We start from the raw sequence: 20,898 nt of genomic DNA, 5'->3' as shown, positions 1-20,898 counted from the left end.
ACAGAAGGCATAGAAAAATAAGTGCATATACGGCTCTTTGTTCAAAATTTTAGCAATAAATTTTTGAGTTCTTTTAGTTAGCAATTTTTGGAGAATTAAATCATGAAAACCCCATTAACTGAAGCAATTTCCGCTGCTGATGTACGCGGCTCTTACCTAAGCAACACCGAACTGCAAGCAGTATTTGGTCGTTTCAACCGCGCTCGTGCTGGTTTAGATGCAGCTCAAGCATTTACTCAAAACGGTCAAAAATGGGCAGAAGCAGCAGCTAATCACGTTTATCAAAAATTCCCTTACACTACCCAAATGCAAGGGCCTCAGTACGCTTCTACTCCAGAAGGTAAATCTAAGTGCGTACGTGACATTGATCATTATTTACGTACTATTAGCTACTGCTGTGTAGTTGGTGGCACTGGTCCCTTGGATGAATACGTAGTTGCAGGCTTAAAAGAACTCAACGGCGCTCTTGGCTTGTCTCCTAGTTGGTATGTAGCAGCTCTAGAATTTGTGCGTGACAATCATGGTTTGACAGGTGATGTTGCTGGTGAAGCTAACACCTATATCAACTATGCAATTAACGCATTGAGCTAAATTTATACAGCAAGGTCCTTTGTCCTTTTTTAATGGCTAATGGCTAGTCGAAACTGGTTAGTAGTTAGTAATTGTTGATCGTTAAATAGTTGTTTGTTGTCTGGAACAACTAACAACCAACAACTAACAACCAACAACTAACAACTAGCAAGAGTGCAATTAGCAATTAGCCATTCGTTGTATTTAAGAACAAAAACAATCAAACATTCGTAAACATGGAGCGATTGTCAAGATGACTACTTCAGTCGCAGAACGCTTAGCAATTAGAGATGACATAGGCAAAAAAACCGAGCTGCGTCAAAATTGGAGTGAAGATGAATTGCAGCTAGTATTTCGGGCTGCTTACGAGCAAATTTTTGGTCGTCAAGGAGTATACGCCAGCCAAAAATTTACCACCGCTGAAGCAATGTTACGTAACGCGAAAATCAGCGTTAAACAATTTGTAGAAACTCTCGCCAAATCTGAATTTTACAGGGAATGTTTCTTTTATAAAAATTCCCAAGTACGGTTCATTGAATTGAACTACAAGCATTTGCTAGGACGCGCACCCTACGATCAATCAGAAATTGCATATCACACAGATATGTACGCTTCTAACGGTTACGATGCTGAAATAGAATCGTACATTTACAGTTCAGAATATGACAATGCCTTTGGTAATTATGTTGTTCCTTATTACCGAGGATTTCAGTCAATTCCTGGTATGAAGACCGTAGGATATAACCGTATTTTTGAGCTTTATCGTGGTAAAGCTAACAGCGACAACGCGCAATTTGGTGGCAAAAATTCCCGCCTGCGATCAAAAATTGCGATGAATATGTCAAATTCAATTGTGCCACCATCATCCGCCGGTCTTGGCTTCGCATCAATTGCACCAACTTTAATTACTTCTCCTGCATTGGGAGATAGTCGCATGTTCATCATCGAAGCGATCGCTGGTGGATTAAATACAAAAGTTGCAGTCCGTCGTAGCCGACAAGTTTACACCGTACCTTATGATCGGCTCTCAGCTACCTACCAAGAAATTCATAAGCGTGGCGGTAAGATAATCAAGATTTCACCAGCTTCTTAGTAGAAAGGGGATTGGGGATCGGGGATCAGGGAAAGGGGACAAGGGAGACAAGGAAGACAAGGAAGAATCTTTTCCTATGAATTTTCCCAATCCCTATTCCCCTATTCCCCGATCCCCAATCCAAAATCCAAAATCCAAAATCCAAAATCGAATGACTGTTGCATATTCTGTTGAACCAATTCTTTCTCAAGAAGCAGCGATCGCAGCACTAAATGGCGAAGATAACCAAATTCGTTATTACGCTGCTTGGTGGTTGGGAAAGCATCAGGTACAAGCAGGTTGTACAGCGTTGTGTGAAGCCCTATTTGATGAACGGTACCGTATTCCATCTGGAGGGTATCCTCTACGCCGTCAAGCTGCACGTGCTTTAGGACAATTAAAGAACCCGCAAGCAGTACCAGCGTTAATTGCTGCATTGACATGTGATGATCTGCACCTGCGGGAAGCAGTGATTCAAGCTCTAGCAGCTATTGGTGATCAGCAAGCTGTTGATCCTTTGCTGAAACTGCTGCAATTTCCTCAAGAGCAACCGTTAGAAGCCTTAATAGAAGCCCTAGCGACTTTACAGGTATGGTCTGCTCATTCCCAGATAGAACCCTTTCTCCATCATGCATCCGAACGAGTACAGTGCGCTGCGGCACGGTATTTGTTTCTTTTAACCCAAAAACCCCAGTACATTGAACGTATTATTAATAATTTGCATCATGACAATATGTATTTGCGCTGGGCGGCCATATTTGATTTGGGAGCCGTTGGCCATCGTCAAGCAATAGATGCAATTCTTGCTGCTGGGGTTCCTAACAGTTTAAAGCTGTTAAATTTAAAACGCATTTTAGAAGCTTTGTTAGATCAAGAACAAACAGATCAGGAAATAACTCAGTTAATTTTTCAGGCAATTGATGATTTATTAATTCAACTTTAAGTTACGAGTTGTTGAACAATTAGATCCCCGACTTCTTGAAGAAGTAGGGGATCTAACTTTGGTCAATTTTACAATATTCAAAATCAACAATTATATCTGCAATCTTTAACAATCATGAATACACAGAAGTTTGTGAATATCGAAGAACTGATTTCGCAATTAAATAATGCTCCAGTGCCAAGTGATGCGGTATCTGCAATTGCTACTATTTCTGCTAGTAAAACTACGGAAGCCAGGGCGATTTCTGCTTTAATTCAAGCTTTTGGGCATCATTACTCTTCTGTAGGCAAAGCAGCAGTTGAAGCTTTAGTAAAGCTAGCACCTGCAAGCGTAGAACCACTGATTTTTGCTTTCGGTAGTTCTTCTGATCAGGGCGTCCAGGCATATATTATTCAAGCTTTAGCATTAATTGGCGACTCTAGAGCATTTGATTTGTTAGCCGAAGTAGTTGGTACAGAAGTAGCTAACCACTGTCAAGGAAATGTTCGTCGGATTGCTGCAAGGGGACTCGGAAAGATCGCGAGTAGTACTGATGAACCAGCAATTATTCACCATGCTATTGAAAAACTAACTTGGGCTTTACTCTCTCCAGAGGATTGGGGACTGCGTTATGCTGCTGCGGTCTCTCTCCAAGAAATTGCCACACCAGCAGCTTATACAGCCTTACAGACGGCGTTAAATCAAGAAGCAGATAAAGTAGTGCGATCGCGTATTACAACAGCCACAGCAAAAAATCTGCCAAATTAACTACAAACGGTTTTTGGTAATGGGTAATCTGATGATTTTCCCATACCCAATCCCCCATTCAGCTATGCTTGGGAACTTCCTGCCAACTTTTGTGACAATTTTCTGCAATTAGAGGCAATTTTTATAATTTTTTTGTTAAAAATTCTTAACATATAGCTATGTCTATCAAATTCATCTAGAACTTGAATAGATTGTTATATCTGGAATTGAAAGAAACTTAAGAAAATATAAGCAAAGAAAAGTTGCGCCCGATCTTGCTGTTTTGTAAAGTAATGTTACAAAAAAATCAACTTATTCTCAGTTAAAGCCCTTGTATGTAAAGGATTTGAGGCTTTTCTTATTGGTATATCTCATTTATTCACAATTTGTAACAAATAATGCCCCTGTAGCGTTGTATAAACATAAGCTGGAGGGGTTAAACGACAGGCAAAACTGAAAGACGGCACTCAATTCGTAAAGTTTGCCAGTTTCTCATAAAATCACCCCAGTTTCTCATTTTTCTGGCTCTGTTTCAGAACAGGGGAAATGAAAAGCAAAAGAGAAACACTCTTGTTTAATGTCTGTTATAGGCCAATCCAAGTTGATAAAACAATTTCAGTTTTAATCAAGACAGCACTCAATTAAGGAATTAGGAGAATCTTCCATGTTAGACGCATTTGCCAAGGTGGTTTCTCAGGCTGACTCCAGAGGCGAATTCCTGAGCAGCGAACAACTCGATGCTCTAGGCAATATGGTCAAAGACGGCAACAAGCGCCTGGATGTAGTAAACCGCATCACCAGCAATGCTTCCACCATCGTTACCAACGCTGCTCGTGCTTTGTTTGAAGAGCAACCCCAATTAATTTCTCCTGGTGGAAATGCTTACACCAACCGTCGCATGTCTGCTTGCTTGCGCGATATGGAAATCATCTTGCGCTATGTTACCTACGCTATCCTCGCTGGTGACGCTAGCGTTCTTGACGACCGTTGCTTGAATGGCTTGCGCGAAACCTACCAAGCTCTGGGTACTCCCGGTTCTTCCGTAGCAGTTGGTGTTCAAAAAATGAAAGAAGCTGCTGTCGGCATTGCTAACGACCCCAATGGAATCACCAAAGGTGATTGCAGTGCTTTGATTTCTGAAGTAGCTAGCTACTTTGATCGCGCTGCTGCTGCTGTTGCGTAATAAAACATAACAAAAAAGCCCAGAACCAAAAAGCTAGGTATCCCGGCAAAAAATTACGAAACGTTAAGGAGATTTTAAGATCATGAAAACACCCATTACCGAAGCAATTGCAGCTGCTGATACCCAAGGTCGTTTTTTGAGCAACACCGAGCTTCAAGCTGTTAACGGTCGTTTTCAACGTGCTGCTGCTAGCATGGAAGCTGCTCGTGCATTGACCAGCAATGCTCAACGCTTGATTGATGGTGCTACTCAAGCTGTATATCAAAAGTTCCCCTACACCACCCAAACCAGTGGCCCAAACTATGCTGCTGATTCTCGTGGTAAGTCCAAGTGCGCTCGTGACGTTGGTCACTACCTACGGATCATCACCTACTCCTTGGTTGCTGGTGGTACTGGCCCATTGGATGAATATTTGATTGCTGGTTTGAGTGAAATCAACAGCGCTTTTGAATTGTCCCCCAGCTGGTACGTAGAAGCTCTGAAGCACATCAAAGGTAATCACGGCTTATCTGGTCAAGCTGCTAACGAAGCTAACACCTACATTGATTACGCAATCAACGCTCTAAGCTAGATAGCGTAATGCCCGGAGAGGGATGCAGCTGTGTGGAATCACCAAGCAGTTGAATCTCGCTCCGGGCATAGTTTTATCTGGGGATTGATAAAAAATATTTATCAGACACGCAAAAGTCCGCGTGTACATAAATAGGGGAGAAAAAATGCCGATTACAGCAGCAGCATCCAGACTAGGAACCGAAGCTTTCAGCAGCACCAACGCCGCTAAAGTTGAGTTACGTCCTTATGCAAGCAGAGATGATGTAGAAGCGGTGATTCGCGCCGTATACCGCCAACTTTTGGGTAATGACTACATCATGGCGTCAGAACGGCTTGTCAGCGCAGAATCACTTCTGCGGGATGGAAACTTGACAGTACGAGAATTTGTGCGTAGCGTTGCTAAGTCAGAACTCTACAAAAAGAAATTTTTCTACAACAGCTTCCAAACCCGGTTTATCGAACTCAACTACAAGCATTTATTGGGTCGTGCGCCATACGATGAGTCTGAGGTGATTTACCACTTAGACTTGTATCAGAACCAAGGATACGATACCGAAATCGACTCGTACATTGATTCGGTTGAATACCTCAATAACTTTGGTGACAATATTGTCCCCTACTATCGTGGTTTTGAAATCCAAACCGGACAGAAAACAGTCGGCTTTACCCGAATGTTTCGCTTGTATCGGGGTTACGCTAATAGCGATCGCGCCCAGGTAGAAGGTACAAAAACTCGCCTAGCTCGTGAGTTAGCAACCAATAGCGCTTCCTCAATTGTTGGGCCATCTGGTACCAATTCTAGCTGGGGATTCCGTGCAACTGCGGATGTGACTCCCAGAAAGAACATGGGTAATGCAGTCGGAGAAGGCGATCGCTCCTATCGCATCGAAGTAACTGGACTTCGCAACCCTGGCTTCCCTAGTGTGCGTCGTAGCAGCTACGCGATCGTTGTACCCTACGAACGCCTTTTGGACAGAATGGAGCAAATAAAACGCCAAGGTGGCAAAATTGTCAGCATCACCCCAGCGTAATTAATCGTGATGAGTTAGATAGTAAGGGGTTATTAGTTAAGAATTATGAGTCATGAGTTATGAGTTATGAGTTAAAGAAAATATAAAATTTCCAACTCCTAATTCTTAACTCCTAATTCTTAACTTTTAGCTCCGACTTTCTAACTCCTAACAATTGCCCAAAAGCTAGTTTTACAGGAGAGTCACAAGCATGTTCGGTCAAACCACAGTTGGTGCTAATGGCATTTCTAGTGCAAACAGCCGGATGTTTCGTTATGAAGTCGTAGGGTTGCGGCAAAACGAAGAAAACGACAGAAATAACTACGACATCCGCAATAGCGGTAGCGTATTCATGACTGTGCCATACAACCGCATGAATGAAGAAATGCAACGGATCACTCGTATGGGCGGCAGAATCATCAAAATCGAGCCTTTAAGCACAGCAGAAGCAAACTAACGCTTTGGCAATGATGGAACCAAGTGCAGAAACATATTCTGCCGAAAATGCTTCGCCTTTAACAAAAGAGCAAGCGATCGCTAACCTCAAATCTCCAGATTTAAGTCTCCGCTACTACGCCGCTTGGTGGCTAGGTAAGTTCCGTGTTCGTGATCTTGAAGTTGTAGATGCTCTGATTGTGGCATTAGAGGATGAAGCCGACACAACAGAAATGGGAGGCTATCCTTTGCGCCGTAATGCTGCAAGAGCATTGGGAAAATTGGGCGATATTCGAGCTGTACCACACTTAATTAGGTGCTTAGAATGCTCTGATTTCTACGTGCGTGAAGCCGCAGCCCAATCCTTAGCAATGCTAGGAGATATAGCAGCAGCTCCAGGACTAATGCAATTGTTAAGCGGTGGTATTGCAGCTGCTGTTCAAGAACCGGGGCGTCCTCATCTCACCCAACCATATGAAGCGGTTTTAGAAGCCTTGGGAGCTATTGGTGCAACTGAGGCTATTTCCTTAATTGAACCCTTCTTGGAATATCCAGTAGCGCGAGTCCAGTGTGCAGCAGTGAGATCAATGTATCAACTTACACAAGACTCTTTTTATGGAGAGCGTCTAATTAAAGAGTTGGACACTAACAATCTTCAAATGCGCCGCGTTGTTTTGGGAGATTTAGGCGCTATCGGGTATTTACCCGCAGCAGATGCGATCGCCAACGCCAAGGTTGAAAATAGTTTTAAATTGATTGCCCTTAAAGGTCTGCTAGAACATCAACTTCAACAGGAGTTAGATGTTTCCTCTATTTCTGAGGATGCCATACGACTAATGAACTTAATGGATTCACTTTTATAGTCAATTGTCAATAGTCATTTGTTGTTTGTCATTTGTTGCTTGTTTATGACTAATAACTAATGACCATTGTACAGACGCGAGGAACATCGCGTCTAATGACCAATGACTAATGATTATTGTACAGACGCGAGGAACATCGCGTCTAATGACCAATGACTAACACCCAAAAATTGATTCGCGCTGTTACAGAAGCAGACTCGCCAGCGCGAATAGTAGCAGCAGTACAAGAACTAGCAGCAGCCAAAGATGAAGCAGCAATTGAGACATTAATTGCTGTATTTGGTTATAACAATCCAACCGCAGCAGTCACAGCAGTCGCCGGGTTAACACAATTGGGAGATCTAGCAGTTCCACAGTTGTTAGCACAAATTGATGACTATAACTATGGTGCTAGAGCTTACTCAATTCGTACCTTAGCAGCGATCGCCGATCCTCGCGCCCTAGATATATTGCTGACATCTGCTGCTACTGACTTTGCTCCTAGCGTTCGTCGCGCCGCAGCTAAAGGATTGGGAAGCTTGCGCTTTCACAAACTGGATATTCCAGAACGTCAAGCAGCACAAGCTAAAGCATTGGAAACTCTATTGTTCATTTGTCGAGATGCAGATTGGTCAATTCGCTACGCCGCAATTGTCGGTTTACAAGCCTTGGCAAAAATACCTGAACTCCAACAGCCAATCCAAGAAACATTTGCGGAAATACTAGCTACCGACGACGAAAACGCTATCCGCGCTAGGGTACAGTTAGCTCAGAAGCAAATGTTGGGGATTGGTTTAGTAGTTAGTAGTTAGTAGTTAATTTTTACCACAAACCACTAACCATTAACCACTAAGCTGTTATGCATTTAAATTGTATATTTTGCGATCAGGTTGTCAAAAGTCAACAGTCCAGAGTCAAAGACTAGCTTGGACTTTGGACTTTTGACCCTGGACAGTCCTAACGCAAGAATATTTAATCTAAGCGCACATCAGCTTATCCAGTCTCTGCGAAACCCTAAAAAAGGTAAAAGTAAAGATGGCGATACCATTACTTGAAGTTACTCCTACTACGCAAAATCAACGTGTCGAAGGCTACGAAGTACCTAACGAAGACACACCAGCAATTTACCGTTTGGCAGACGCTATTTCTGATACAGATGTTGATGCGATTATTTGGGCAGCTTATCGGCAAATTTTCAGCGAACACCTTATTTTAGAAAACTATCGCCAACCATTTCTAGAATCACAGTTACGTAATCGAGCAATCAATGTCCGAGATTTCATCCGGGGATTGGGTAAATCCAGCGTTTACCGTGATGAAGTTGCAGAAACTAACTCTAACTACCGTTTAGTAGATATTAGCTTCAAGCGATTTTTGGGACGCGCTACCTACGGTAAAGATGAGCAAATTTCTTGGTCAATTGTAATTGCGACCAAAGGACTACATGGTTTTATCGATGCTCTTGTAGATTCTGATGAATACCGTGAGAACTTTGGTGATGACATCGTACCCTTCCAGCGTCGCCGTTTCAAAGACCGACCCTTCAACTTAGTCAATCCCCGCTACAACGATTACTGGCGCGGTCGTTTGATTGAGCAATATTTTGGAGGTCGTTCTTTCTATCAAGTTGTCCGTACAGGAGAATCAGCACAACGAGGAATTCGTAAAGCAATTCCAGAAAACTTCCTGGCTATGGCTGCTAGTGTTACACCAGGCGGAGCAGAATATCAACGTTCGAGCGATCGCGCCAGAAACATTGCTTCTAGTGTAGCAATTCCCGACACCACCCGCGAATCTAGCACCCCGCCTCCAACCGTAAAACCCACACAAGTTGCTTTACCTTATCGTTATATTCCCGGTAACAAAACAACTTAATAGTCATTGGTCATTGGTCATTAGTTATTGGTCATTGGTCATCAAACAAATAACAAATGACATAGACGCGCAAGCGGCTTCTCGTAGAGTAGGACAAATAACAAATAACGAATGACAAATGACAAAAGACAAATAACAAAGGACAGATATTAACAATGTCAATACCTCTACTCGAATACAAACCCAGCTCTCAAAACCAGCGTGTTCCTGGTTACGAAGTACCAAACGAAGATACTCCGAGAATTTATCGCTTAGAAGATTCTCCCACTGAAAGTGAAATCAAAGAATTAATTTGGGCTGGTTACAGACAAATATTCAGTGAACACGAAAACCTCAAATTTCATCGCCAAAAACATTTAGAATCGCAGTTGAAGAACCGAGCAATTAATGTGCGCGACTTCATCCGTGGTTTAGCAAAATCAGAGGCGTTTCGTCGCTTAGTTGTAGACACAAATTCTAACTACCGCATCGTAGAAATCAGCCTCAAACGAATTTTAGGTCGCGCCTCTTACAATAAAGACGAAGAAATCGCTTGGTCAATTGTAATTGCCACAAAAGGTTTTAGTGGCTTTGTTGATGCTTTGGTAGATTCTGAAGAGTATCAAACCAACTTTGGTGATAATACTATTCCCTACCAACGCCGTCGTTATAAAGACAGACCATTTAACTTGGTAACACCTCGTTACGGCAATTACTGGCGTGATAAACAAGAAACTGAACGCTATAAATGGGGTGATATTAATAACTTCTTGGATATGGCGAAGTCTATTAGTATCAGAACAGTTTCTTATACACCAGTCAGCACTGCCAACATTACAATTCCAGATACCACAAGGAACGAAAAACCGCAAGGTATTCCTGTTTCTATCAATCCTACTGCAAGTTTTCCTGTGCGTTAAGCTAAAGTAAAGTAGTTAGTGGTTAGTGGTTAACAACCAACAAACTAACAATAAAAGAGTGGGTCTGCTAAATCCAAAATTAGTTAACACAGTTTAGAAGGTTTCAAAGTTTGCTTACTTGGAATTTGATCAAAAGTAAATTTCAGAACCTTCTAAAATGCCAAGTTATGTAAAAGGTGGATAAAGTATGGCACTACCTCTACATGAATACAAACCCACTACTCAAAATCAAAGGGTTCGTAGTTTTGGAACGGCAGATTTAAATGACGATACTCCTTATCTCTATCGTCTTGAAAATGCGAACTCTAGTAGTGAGATTGAAGCACTAATTTGGGCAGCATACCGCCAAGTCTTTAACGAACAGGAAATTCTTCAATTTAATCGTCAGATTGCTCTGGAAACACAACTGAAAAACCGTTCAATTACGGTGCGCGATTTTATTCGTGGTTTGGCAAAATCAGAGCGATTTTATCAGTTAATAGTTGCAGCTAACAACAACTATCGACTGGTTGAAATGTGCTTAAAACGTTTGTTGGGTCGTAGTCCCTACAATCGAGAAGAAGAAATTGCTTGGTCTATTCAAATCGCTACTCGCGGTTGGGGAGGATTTGTAGACGCGTTGATTGATAGTCAAGAGTATGAACTAGCCTTTGGTGACAATACCGTACCCTATCAACGTAAACGCATGTCTACAGATAGACCATTCAGTTTCACCCCGCGTTATGGTGCTGATTACCGCGACAACAAGGGCATAATTCAGACCAGTTGGGTACATCATACCGAATGGTACGGATTTTTGAATCCATCGCCCTATCCTCAAAAAGCGGACTGGAGAGCAATATCAGCTGTCATAGTTGGATTATCCGGAGCGATCGCTTTGTTGCTTGTACTAAATTGGTTTGTAAATACTTCTGCCTTATAAACCAAATGCGGGAAAATTAGATGAAAGAGGATTGTGCAAAACAAGCCTCCTTCAATTTTCAAGAGCTAACTCTGTTTAATTTGTTGATAATAAAGGGGAAAATCGCAAATGGCACTGCCATTACTTGAATACAAACCCAGCAGTCAAAATCATCGTGTTAAAAGCTTTGGAGTTGCTGACCAAAATGAAGACACTCCATATGTATATCGCCTAGAAGATGTTAGTTCTTTTACTGACATGGAAAGCATCATTTGGGCTGCTTATCGTCAAGTATTTAGCGAACATGAGATTCTCAAGTTCAACCGCCAAAAGCATATCGAATCTCAGCTGAAAAATGGCTCACTGACGGTACGCGACTTCATTCGTGGTTTGGCAAAATCTGAAGCATTTTACCGCTTGGTTGTCTCGGTTAACAACAACTACCGACTGGTGGACATCACCCTCAAGCGCTTGTTGGGTCGTTCTGCTTATAACAAAGAAGAAGAAATTACTTGGTCAATTGTCATTGGTACCAAAGGTTTTAGTGGTTTCGTTGATGCTATTGTTGACAGCGATGAGTACACGCAAGCTTTTGGCGATAACACCATACCCTACCAACGTAAGCGTTTAGTAGATCGTCCTCACAATTTGGTAACTCCTCGCTACGGCGAAGACTTCCAAGAAAGTGCTGGTACTGTTGCTACCGATTGGCGCTTTACCGTAGAGAAATTCTACAATCGCAAATTCCAAGAACGGCGACTGGCAGAAGGTGATCCACGTAAGTTCACTGACATTGCAGCTTCACTTAATGCTACAGGTAACTACGCTCAAAACATTCGTGCGGCTGACCTTGATTACATGAACTTAGTTCCAAATCGTAGTAGACGCTAAAATCCCTACTGCGCTGCGATCGCTTAAACTAAACACATCAATTTGATACTGGGTCTTGTTTCCCTGTTAATGTAGTGCCAAACTTACAGTTTTTTGTTAGTTAAGCATTGCTTAAGATGGAAATAAGACCCAGTCATTTTTATGCTATTGGCAAAATGATTTTTTAGGAATTGACCAATATTGCCAATTATGATAAAAACTTTGCTATTATTACTACCTTGTTTGTTCACCCTAATAGGAGAAAGTAGTGCTTTTGCTCAAAAAGTGCAAATCAATACCAATTCTCCAAAAGAATTAAAATCACCTATTATTCAATATCCCGCTAATATCCATAAATTGGCGAGTGAACGTTCTTGTAAATCTTGGGGTAATTTACTAAACATCTTTTTTGCGCGTTTAGTCAATTTAACTTCGTAAATCACGCAACATCCTTTTTTCTTTCATCGGCAATTTCTTTTTTGATATCTTCCCACGCAATAAAAATATTACTATCAAGGTCGTTTTTTGCTATATCATAAGCTTTCAAATCTTCTTCATCTTCTTCATCTTCTATGCTGTTTAACAATGTGTAAATTTCATCTAAAGTACTGTCATAGGCTTGATTTAACAGTACGTTAATAGCTTTGATTAATTCTTCTCTTTCGCGTTCGGTTTTCATAATCAGACCTTTATTGTAAATATTTTCAGAATAGCAAACTAGAAATTATTCATCTTATTCCGTTACCACTAACCAAAATCAATCAGTTAGGCTCGACCAATAAAAAAGCACCCTCCATATTGGAGGGTGCTTTCTCATCTATTTAATTGTAGAGACTTATTGCATCCAGGCTATCTAAAGATTAACCGTTGATAGCGGGAGCAGAGATTGCAACTGGTGCAGCTTCAGCAGCAGCCAAGTCGAGAGGGAAGTTGTGAGCGTTACGCTCGTGCATGACTTCCATACCCAAGTTAGCGCGGTTGATGATGTCTGCCCAAGTGTTGATCACGCGACCTTGTGAGTCAATTACTGATTGGTTGAAGTTGAAACCATTCAGGTTGAACGCCATGGTGCTGATACCCAGTGCGGTGAACCAGATTCCAATTACAGGCCAAGCAGCTAAGAAGAAGTGCAAGCTGCGAGAGTTGTTGAAGGAAGCGTATTGGAAAATCAAGCGACCGAAGTAACCGTGTGCAGCTACGATGTTGTAGGTTTCTTCTTCTTGACCGAACTTGTAACCGTAGTTTTGAGATTCGGTTTCGGTTGTTTCACGAACTAAGGAAGAAGTTACCAAACTTCCGTGCATTGCGCTGAACAAGCTACCACCGAATACACCTGCTACACCTAATTGGTGGAAGGGGTGCATTAAGATGTTGTGTTCTGCTTGGAACACCAACATGAAGTTGAATGTTCCGCTTATACCCAAGGGCATACCATCAGAGAAGGAACCTTGACCCAAGGGGTAAATCAAGAATACTGCGCTTGCTGCTGCGACAGGTGCTGAGTATGCTACGGCAATCCAAGGACGCATTCCTAAGCGGTAAGACAATTCCCACTCACGACCCATGTAGCAGAATACACCGATCAAGAAGTGGAAAATTACCAACTGGTAAGGACCACCGTTGTACAACCACTCATCTAAGGAAGCTGCTTCCCAAATGGGGTAGAAGTGCAAACCGATTGCGTTGGAAGAAGGTACTACTGCACCAGAGATGATGTTGTTTCCGTACATCAATGAACCTGCAACAGGTTCACGGATACCGTCGATGTCTACGGGAGGTGCGGCGATGAAGGCGATGATGAAGCAGGTGGTTGCTGCTAAGAGGGTTGGGATCATGAGTACGCCGAACCAGCCTACATATAGGCGGTTGTCGGTGCTGGTTACCCAGTTACAGAAGCGATCCCATACGTTAGCGCTACGAGCGTTTTGTAAGGTTGCTGTCATTGTTCTTATGATTGCTTAACTTTCGTTAATGATTTGCGTAGGTCGAACTACCTACATTTATAAGCTTAGAAGAAAGATTTAGATTTGTAAACAATATTTAATTAACTTTTGTTTATCAATGTAAACAAAATATATAAATAGTTCTGATTTTATATTATTTGCAGGTTTTGGGGTGTGAGCGATCGCTCATATGAATAAATCGAATAAGATAACAGGGAACAGTTTTTCCTATTTCCTGTTCCCTATTTGGGAGTAACAGACCCCCACTTCTATGAAAGTGGCTTGTTTCAGGTGGGTCAAAAATCCCGATTTGTTAAATTTGCAAGTCTAGGTTAATTTTTACAACCCCTTACATTCGCAATGTAAGCCGATGCATTAACAATGTAAGCCCATACATTAACAATGTAAGCCGATGCATTAACAATGTAAGCTCATGCATTAACAATGTAAGCCCATACATTAACAATGTAAGCTGATACATTGGCATTGTAGGAAGTTGCGTTTAGATAGCAAGGCGATGCTCTCAATATATTTGTCTTGTTTGAGCAATATGGGGACGCGATCGCACGATAAATTTTGTCTCAAAAAACCTCTAAAATCATTAGGATGAGGGGTCAGACACACCATTCATCGGCTGTATCCACAGAAGAAGCCGGGGATCTGACCTCTCAATTTTCAAAGCTCCTATTGCTATATCAACCAGGAGGCCATGCCATAAACCTTCCTCCCAAGATATGCAGATGCAGATGGTAAACAGTTTGACCACCGTCGTCACCAGTATTGATCACCACACGATAGCCATTTGCTAGTCCAGCTTGTTCGGCAACTTTTTGAGCAGTTAACAAAAGATGCCCTAAAAGCGCTTGATCTCCTGGTTCTGCTTCAGCTAGTTTCGGGATGGGTTTTTTCGGAATAACCAGGATATGAACAGGTGCTTGGGGATTAACATCTGTGAACGCTAACGCTAAATCATCCTCATAGACAATATTGGCTGGGATTTCTCGACGAATGATTTTGCCAAAAATTGTGTCTTGGTTTGCCATGTGTAATTTGTTATTTGTCATTTGCCAATTGTCAATGATAAGACAAAGGACAAAGCACTAGTAACAAAGGAAATAAAAGACTATGCTCGCTAGAGTCTGGAGTGGAGCCATTGTCGGGATAGACGCCGTGAAAGTCGGTGTAGAAGTTGATGTTTCTGGTGGTTTACCAGGAATAGTTGTGTTGGGATTACCAGATGCAGCAGTACAAGAAAGTAAGGAAAGGGTAAAAGCTACTCTCAAAAATTCCGGTTTCGCCTTTCCGGTACGAAAAATAGTGATTAATCTCACACCTGCTGATTTACGTAAAGAAGGCCCTTGTTTTGATTTACCGATTAGTGTGGGAATTTTGGCAGCTTCGGAACAACTGAAGACTGAGTTGTTAGAGAATTATATTTTCATGGGCGAGGTTTCACTTGATGGTAGTTTACGCCCAGTAGCTGGAGTCTTACCTATTGCTGCTGCTGCCAACAAAATGGGAATTACAGGTTTAGTTATACCTGCGGATAATGCCCAAGAAGCTGCTTTAGTCAAAGGATTAGCTGTTTATGCTTTTCAAAATCTGGCCGATGTGGCTGATTTTTTAACTAATCCAGGGCGTTACCAGCCTGTAAAGTTAGATGAAAATATAGAGACGCGCCAGGTTGCATCTCTACAAGCTGATTTAAAAGATGTCAAAGCTCAGGCTCACGCCCGTCGAGCATTGGAAATTGCTGCTGCTGGTGGTCATAATTTAATTTTTGTCGGACCACCGGGAAGTGGTAAGACTATGCTAGCAAGACGCTTGCCGGGGATTTTGCCGCCATTGAGTTTTGCAGAAGCTTTGGAAGTGACACGCATTCACTCGGTGGCTGGTTTATTAAAAAATAGAGGCTCTCTAGTACGCGATCGTCCTTTTCGCAGCCCCCATCACTCTGCATCTGGGCCGTCTCTCGTCGGTGGTGGTACGTTTCCCCGTCCTGGAGAAATTTCCTTATCACATCTGGGCGTACTTTTCTTAGATGAATTAACAGAATTTAAACGTGATGTCTTAGAATTCCTGCGTCAGCCTTTGGAAGATGGGTTTGTGACAATTTCCCGCACGAAACAATCTGTAATGTTTCCGGCTCAGTTTACTTTAGTCGCAAGTACCAATCCCTGTCCCTGCGGTTATTACGGTGATACTATTCAACAATGTACCTGTTCGCCACGCCAAAGAGAACAATACTGGGCAAAACTTTCTGGCCCGCTGATGGATCGGATTGATTTACAAGTGGTGGTGAATCGTTTGAAACCAGAGGAAATTACCCAAAAACCGACGGGAGAATCTTCAACAATAATTAGAGAACGAGTACAACAAGCACGCGATCGCGCATCCGCAAGATTTAAAGATGAATCTCATCTACGTTGTAACGCCCAAATGCAAAGTCGCCATTTACCAAAATGGTGCAAACTAGATGACGCTAGCCGTAATTTATTAGAAGGCGCAATTAAAAAATTAGGATTATCAGCCAGAGCAAGCGATCGCATTCTCAAAGTAGCACGTACAATTGCTGATTTAGCAGGAGATGAGAATTTACAAGCCCATCATGTTGCAGAAGCTATACAGTACCGCACAATAGATAGAATGCAGTAAGTACATCTAGAGATCAGAGTCATCGTAAATCCACATGGGTTCTACGCCAGACGACTTTTGAAAGCCGCATTCGTGATAGAAATCCACAGCATCTTTAACCGCCAGCAGAACCTGTTGATGGTAACCTACGTAGTGACTCTGGAGTGCTTTTATGATAAGTCGTCCTATACCCCTGCGCTGAAAAGCTGGTCGCACCAATAAGTGTGGATAGTATACAACTAACGCTCCATCTGAAATAGCATTGCCCAATCCTACAAGAGTTTCGCCATACCATGCAGAAATCACTGTATGGGAGTTGGCGAGTGCAGTGAAAAGTTGATCAGGTTTTGCAGCTGAAGACCAGCCACACTCAGTATATAGTTCGAGTACTTGGTTACGAGGAAGGATCGCATGATTACGCAACTCTACTTCTGCATCACCCATGCTTCATCTTGCAAATCAGAACATCAACTTTATTGTATTTTAAAGCGATCGCATGATTATGCTTTGAGTAAAGATTCGCCGCCATCAATCCAAACTTCTGTACCAGTAATATGACTAGAAGCATCTGAGGCTAAGAAAAATACTAATTGTGCGACTTGTTCAGATGTTCCTGGTTTCCCATCAGTCAGGGGAATTTTACCTTCAGGAAACTCAACGGGTTCTTGAATTTCTTCTAAATCTTGTCTATCTGTATTTTCGTCTATATTAGTGGCGATCGCACCAGGACAAATCACATTTACACGGATGCGGTGTTTTGCTAATTCTAGCGCCACCATTTTTGCAAAAGCAACTTGGGCTGCTTTGGTAGAAGAATAAGCAGTTGCACCCGTGTTGCTAAATATACGTGTGCCATTAACTGAAGATGTAATGATCACCGAACCGCCTTGCTTCTTTAAATAAGGCACAGCATATTTAACTGTTAAAAATGTTCCTGTCAGATTGACATTAATAGTTTTATTCCAATCTTCAAGCGTCAATTCTTCTATAGAAGCCCAGACACCATTAATTCCAGCGTTGGCAAAAACAATATCCAAACGTCCCCATTTATCAATAATTGCTTGGGTCGCTTGTTGCATTTGTTCTGGGTTAGAAATATCAGCAACTAACGGTATTGCTTCACCATAATTATTATTAATCTCAGCAACAGTTGTTTCTAATTCATCCTTTGTACGTCCTAAAGCTGCAACTTTAGCACCTTCTTTGGCAAATAACTTTGCTGTGGCCTTCGCGATACCAGAACCTGCGCCTGTTACCAACGCTACTTTATTTGTTAATTGCATAATTTTTAGCAGAGATTTATTAGTTATTGATTATGAGTTGTAATTTAATTAACAACTATCCAGGTTGATTCAATCTCTTAGATATTTAACATTAAAGCAGATAACTATTCCTACCTCTACTGGTATGAAAAATTTATTTCTTTTGGTAGAAACTGAGTTTATTTTTTCTTGATTATGATTTTATTAAAACAAACTAAGCTGTTTAGTAAAGTCGGCTTGACATACCAATTATCTGTAATTCCTGAATAATAAGCTACCCGACTTATTCTAGAAGTCGAGTATCTGACAACTAATTTAGGATTGATATAACAATCTTAAGTTATTCATTTGTTTTTTTGCATTGCTTATAAAGCAAAACACTTTATTACAATTTATATTTTCATTTTTGACAAAAAAAGTAAAAAATACATGAAAAGCAAAATACTGACAATCAGTTTACTTGCATGTACTCTAAGTTTAATGACAGCGACAACTATCAAAGCTGAAACTAATAATCAGGCCAGCACTACTGGAACTGCTACTACATATAAAGCCGGTCCTTGGCAACCTGTAGCAAGATTTGATAATCCTCAAGGTTTTGTCAGAGTTCAAATATTAAATAAAACAAAAACACCCCTGCAATATAGTTTGTCAACTGGCGATGCGTTAAATACACAAATTCCTGTTGGAGGGATTGCAACGCTGACTACTAATTCTCTTCCTAGTTATGTTTTAATTTATAACCAAAACCAAGCTCCGTTAAAGTATAACGTCACAGCACAAGGTAATTCAGCAATTGTTACAGTTGAGCAAGCCAAGACAACTACTGGTGCTGGAGACACCACACTTAATTTACAGCAAAGTGGAGGAATTTACGTTTATTAGAAATTTGGGGTAAGGACTTAATTACTCAATTAATATTCATCCAAACTTCAGATAAATTATCTGTGTTTATCTTCTGTTTCTCACCTTCATCGGTATTTTTAAACAATACTGTAAAAGCACCTGCTCCCAAACCATCTTGAGGAAACATGCGATAACAAGGTATTGTAGTCAGATGCGATTGGTAGTCTTTAAAATGACTAACTTCTACCGCTTGAAATTGAGGAAACTTTCTTAATAACCATTCACAAACTTCCTCATTTTCTTCTGGGGAATAAGTACAAGTCATATAGGCAAGATAGCCTTGTGGTGCAACAATTTGAGCAGAGTTAGCAATAATGCGTTTTTGTCGATTTGCACTTTTATTAATAGCACTAGGGTGAAAGCATCCTGGTGCTTTTTCGCCTTTAGCTAGCAAAGATTGTCCAGTACAGGGAGCATCGACTATCACTAAATCACTAGATAAAGGTATACTTTCTGCAAAAATACTAGAATCTCTATTGACAACTATAGATGGACTGATTTGACAACGCTTTAAGTTGGAAATTAACATTCCCAGTCGTTTACCAATTACTTCATTACTAATGAGTAAGTCTGGTTGCAACAGTTTCCAAGCAAAAATACTTTTACCTCCTGGTGCAGCACACATATCGAAAATAACCTGAATTGGTTGAGTAATTTCTAATAAAATTGAAGCTGCAAAGACAGAAGAAAAATTTAAACAATAGAAGTATCCTTGTTCATGTAGTGGATGCTGACCGGGTTTTGTTCCTAAAGATAGACGCTCTATAAAAGATGGTTGCCAATTTATAGATGTTTCTCCTATAAAAGGTAAATTTTCTGGTTTTTCATGACACCAGAGTATGCAGGGTAAAAAAGGTTTAGGATTAATTAGAGCTTCGACAAACTTTTCTTGAGTCTCTAAATTTTTAAATAAACGCCTACTAAGTTTGAGTAAGAGATTTGATGGTGTTTCCATAAAATTATTCTATGATTCCAATCAAGAGATTAAACCTCTTGCAAAAATATTTTTACCCCACCCTAACCCTAAGCGTAAACGGGGAGAGAACTAAATTTTCCTCCTGTTTATGGGGGTATTAAGGGGGTTAATTCGATTTTTGCAAGAGGTCTATTGTATTGATGGCAATTTTCCAGATGAACTGCTCCCCATTTCCCGTTTCCTTTTAAATCAATTTCACTTTTTCTAACAAAACACAGCTAACAGAAATATCTCTGAAAAGCCATAAAGCATATCGAAAAGAATCGAACCACCTCAACGGTTGGTAAAGAGGTACAATCAGTCGAATGAACATTGCAAGTGCATATAGTGCAGGTGGAGTAGTAGTTGATTGAACCAAAGAACCTCCTTCCACAATTTCTGCTTTGACAATTTTGAAATCGGGAAAAAGGTTGCTCAATTCCTCAATATTTGGTCGAAACATTGTATCTATAGGGTCACGATGGTAGGGATATTCATAAGGAACTGTAACGAAAAGATAGCCACCTTCAGGAATAATAGAGCTAATAATTTTACAAATTTCCTCTCGATTTGTGAGATGTTCTAGTAAGTTAGAACACAACACAGATTTAATATTCATTTCTGAAAGTTTTTGTAAAAACATAGGATCACATAAATCCCCTACCAAATCAACGCCGACATCATTTTTCATGTCGGTATGAATTACAGAATACTGCTTTTCTCTGGCTAGTTTGAACAATAGTTCATCAATCCAAGGTTGTTCTTGTTCTCTAAACTTCTTGTTTGAACTACCAATATTTAGCATAGGGAATACACTGTTTGGCTCTAGAGAATAAATATTATTTGATAACCATTTAGCTTCTTCTCTGAACATAATAATTTTATGGACTGTAAGTGACTCTCTAAACCACAATATTTTTTAGGGATGCAAAACTTTGCACCCCTAATTGGTAATTATTTGGTTGAAAATAGCTGTAATTTTAAAATTTATAAACAACTAATCTTCATGACGATGCTGCCATGCTACACCAAAAGCTGCCGTTGCTCCAGCAACTAATCCAGTACCCATTCCTTCTATAGTTTTAGTAATCGGGTCTTTGGTCAAACATTCACTGGTAATTGTATTTGCTTGTAAACAGGAATTGCTTTCAGCCCAGCTGGTCGTACCTCCTAAAATTACACCAGCTATACTACAGGAAACAACGAGCAGTAAAAGGCGCTTGGTTTTTCTATCCATAGATAGTTGTTAGAAATTAAATAAGTTGCAAAGATTCCTCAACTACTTTACACAACACTCGCTTAGATCGGCAAATTCTAATC

At 40.9% G+C, this 20,898-nt stretch carries 24 protein-coding genes; 16 read left to right on the top strand and 8 right to left on the bottom strand.

The window, feature by feature from the left end:
* Positions 1–99 precede the first annotated feature (99 nt).
* The 14 genes from B4U84_RS18535 (at position 100) to cpcG4 (ending at position 11,899) form a co-directional block, all read left to right on the top strand.
* Positions 100–591 carry a phycocyanin alpha subunit gene (locus B4U84_RS18535; RefSeq protein ID WP_196797865.1) on the top strand — a complete coding sequence of 164 codons (492 nt, stop codon included), beginning with the start codon at positions 100–102 and terminating at the stop codon, positions 589–591.
* A 232-nt stretch (positions 592–823) separates the two neighbouring features.
* The gene (locus tag B4U84_RS18530; protein WP_131119959.1) at positions 824–1,663 is read left to right on the top strand and encodes a phycobilisome linker polypeptide; all 840 of its coding nucleotides are present in this window, start codon (positions 824–826) and stop codon (positions 1,661–1,663) included.
* 151 nt (positions 1,664–1,814) lie between these two features.
* Positions 1,815–2,585 carry a HEAT repeat domain-containing protein gene (locus tag B4U84_RS18525; protein ID WP_017310599.1) on the top strand — a complete coding sequence of 257 codons (771 nt, stop codon included), beginning with the start codon at positions 1,815–1,817 and terminating at the stop codon, positions 2,583–2,585.
* A gap of 114 nt (positions 2,586–2,699) precedes the next feature.
* Complete coding sequence (locus B4U84_RS18520; RefSeq protein ID WP_044448222.1) at positions 2,700–3,332, top strand: HEAT repeat domain-containing protein; 633 nt, start codon at positions 2,700–2,702, stop codon at positions 3,330–3,332.
* A gap of 643 nt (positions 3,333–3,975) precedes the next feature.
* The gene (gene cpcB / locus B4U84_RS18515) at positions 3,976–4,494 is read left to right on the top strand and encodes a C-phycocyanin subunit beta (protein WP_017310597.1); all 519 of its coding nucleotides are present in this window, start codon (positions 3,976–3,978) and stop codon (positions 4,492–4,494) included.
* A 79-nt stretch (positions 4,495–4,573) separates the two neighbouring features.
* Positions 4,574–5,065, top strand: coding sequence for a C-phycocyanin subunit alpha (gene cpcA / locus B4U84_RS18510; protein WP_196797864.1), 492 nt, complete (start codon positions 4,574–4,576; stop codon positions 5,063–5,065).
* A 145-nt stretch (positions 5,066–5,210) separates the two neighbouring features.
* Entirely contained in the window at positions 5,211–6,077 is an 867-nt protein-coding gene (locus B4U84_RS18505; protein ID WP_017310595.1) for a phycobilisome linker polypeptide, read from the top strand.
* 190 nt (positions 6,078–6,267) lie between these two features.
* Entirely contained in the window at positions 6,268–6,513 is a 246-nt protein-coding gene (gene cpcD / locus B4U84_RS18500; RefSeq protein ID WP_017310594.1) for a rod-capping linker protein CpcD, read from the top strand.
* Positions 6,514–6,523: 10 nt separating this feature from the next.
* On the top strand, positions 6,524–7,354 hold the full coding sequence (gene cpcE, locus B4U84_RS18495) for a C-phycocyanin alpha-cysteine-84 phycocyanobilin lyase subunit CpcE (RefSeq protein WP_131119957.1): 831 nt from the start codon (positions 6,524–6,526) through the stop codon (positions 7,352–7,354).
* A gap of 152 nt (positions 7,355–7,506) precedes the next feature.
* Positions 7,507–8,145 (top strand): C-phycocyanin alpha-cysteine-84 phycocyanobilin lyase subunit CpcF, encoded by a 639-nt coding sequence (cpcF, locus tag B4U84_RS18490; protein ID WP_131119955.1) that lies wholly within the window; start codon positions 7,507–7,509, stop codon positions 8,143–8,145.
* 223 nt (positions 8,146–8,368) lie between these two features.
* Positions 8,369–9,208 (top strand): phycobilisome rod-core linker protein CpcG1, encoded by an 840-nt coding sequence (gene cpcG1 / locus B4U84_RS18485; protein ID WP_017310591.1) that lies wholly within the window; start codon positions 8,369–8,371, stop codon positions 9,206–9,208.
* 155 nt (positions 9,209–9,363) lie between these two features.
* Entirely contained in the window at positions 9,364–10,107 is a 744-nt protein-coding gene (cpcG2, locus tag B4U84_RS18480) for a phycobilisome rod-core linker protein CpcG2 (protein ID WP_017310590.1), read from the top strand.
* Positions 10,108–10,294: 187 nt separating this feature from the next.
* The gene (cpcG3, locus tag B4U84_RS18475; RefSeq protein ID WP_017310589.1) at positions 10,295–11,029 is read left to right on the top strand and encodes a phycobilisome rod-core linker protein CpcG3; all 735 of its coding nucleotides are present in this window, start codon (positions 10,295–10,297) and stop codon (positions 11,027–11,029) included.
* A 108-nt stretch (positions 11,030–11,137) separates the two neighbouring features.
* Positions 11,138–11,899: a phycobilisome rod-core linker protein CpcG4 gene (cpcG4, locus tag B4U84_RS18470; protein WP_131119953.1), complete on the top strand. Its 762-nt coding sequence runs from the start codon at positions 11,138–11,140 to the stop codon at positions 11,897–11,899.
* A 418-nt stretch (positions 11,900–12,317) separates the two neighbouring features.
* Here cpcG4 and B4U84_RS18465 read toward each other — a convergent pair whose 3' ends face one another.
* From B4U84_RS18465 to B4U84_RS18455, 3 genes are all read right to left on the bottom strand, one after another.
* A complete protein-coding gene (locus B4U84_RS18465) occupies positions 12,318–12,557 on the bottom strand; it encodes a hypothetical protein (RefSeq protein WP_131119951.1) in 240 nt (79 codons plus the stop codon).
* Positions 12,558–12,738: 181 nt separating this feature from the next.
* Complete coding sequence (gene psbA / locus B4U84_RS18460; RefSeq protein ID WP_017310587.1) at positions 12,739–13,821, bottom strand: photosystem II reaction center subunit D1; 1,083 nt, start codon at positions 13,819–13,821, stop codon at positions 12,739–12,741.
* A 695-nt stretch (positions 13,822–14,516) separates the two neighbouring features.
* Positions 14,517–14,864 (bottom strand): histidine triad nucleotide-binding protein, encoded by a 348-nt coding sequence (locus tag B4U84_RS18455; protein WP_017310586.1) that lies wholly within the window; start codon positions 14,862–14,864, stop codon positions 14,517–14,519.
* Between the two features lie 82 nt (positions 14,865–14,946).
* Between B4U84_RS18455 and B4U84_RS18450 the strand changes: the two genes are divergently transcribed.
* Positions 14,947–16,476: a YifB family Mg chelatase-like AAA ATPase gene (locus B4U84_RS18450; protein ID WP_131119949.1), complete on the top strand. Its 1,530-nt coding sequence runs from the start codon at positions 14,947–14,949 to the stop codon at positions 16,474–16,476.
* Positions 16,477–16,482: 6 nt separating this feature from the next.
* Here B4U84_RS18450 and B4U84_RS18445 read toward each other — a convergent pair whose 3' ends face one another.
* Entirely contained in the window at positions 16,483–16,899 is a 417-nt protein-coding gene (locus B4U84_RS18445; protein WP_044448238.1) for a GNAT family N-acetyltransferase, read from the bottom strand.
* Positions 16,900–16,955: 56 nt separating this feature from the next.
* Positions 16,956–17,738: an SDR family oxidoreductase gene (locus B4U84_RS18440; protein ID WP_131119947.1), complete on the bottom strand. Its 783-nt coding sequence runs from the start codon at positions 17,736–17,738 to the stop codon at positions 16,956–16,958.
* A 408-nt stretch (positions 17,739–18,146) separates the two neighbouring features.
* Here B4U84_RS18440 and B4U84_RS18435 point away from each other — a divergent pair, with 408 nt between their 5' ends.
* Positions 18,147–18,602, top strand: a complete 456-nt coding sequence (locus B4U84_RS18435) for a hypothetical protein (protein WP_017310583.1) — start codon at positions 18,147–18,149, stop codon at positions 18,600–18,602.
* A 25-nt stretch (positions 18,603–18,627) separates the two neighbouring features.
* Here B4U84_RS18435 and B4U84_RS18430 read toward each other — a convergent pair whose 3' ends face one another.
* The 3 genes from B4U84_RS18430 to B4U84_RS18420 all read right to left on the bottom strand — a co-directional run bounded on the left by B4U84_RS18430 (position 18,628) and on the right by B4U84_RS18420 (position 20,815).
* Positions 18,628–19,578: an RsmB/NOP family class I SAM-dependent RNA methyltransferase gene (locus tag B4U84_RS18430; protein WP_131119945.1), complete on the bottom strand. Its 951-nt coding sequence runs from the start codon at positions 19,576–19,578 to the stop codon at positions 18,628–18,630.
* A 205-nt stretch (positions 19,579–19,783) separates the two neighbouring features.
* Positions 19,784–20,452: a class I SAM-dependent methyltransferase gene (locus B4U84_RS18425; protein ID WP_017310581.1), complete on the bottom strand. Its 669-nt coding sequence runs from the start codon at positions 20,450–20,452 to the stop codon at positions 19,784–19,786.
* 123 nt (positions 20,453–20,575) lie between these two features.
* Positions 20,576–20,815, bottom strand: coding sequence for a hypothetical protein (locus tag B4U84_RS18420; RefSeq protein WP_131119943.1), 240 nt, complete (start codon positions 20,813–20,815; stop codon positions 20,576–20,578).
* Between the last annotated feature and the right edge of the window lie 83 nt (positions 20,816–20,898).

Source organism: Westiellopsis prolifica IICB1 (genome assembly GCF_004323185.1).
Classification (GTDB): Bacteria; Cyanobacteriota; Cyanobacteriia; order Cyanobacteriales; family Nostocaceae; genus Pelatocladus; species Pelatocladus prolificus_A.
The sequence above is the reverse complement of the archived record's forward strand: the minus strand, read 5'-3'. Positions and strand labels throughout refer to the sequence as shown.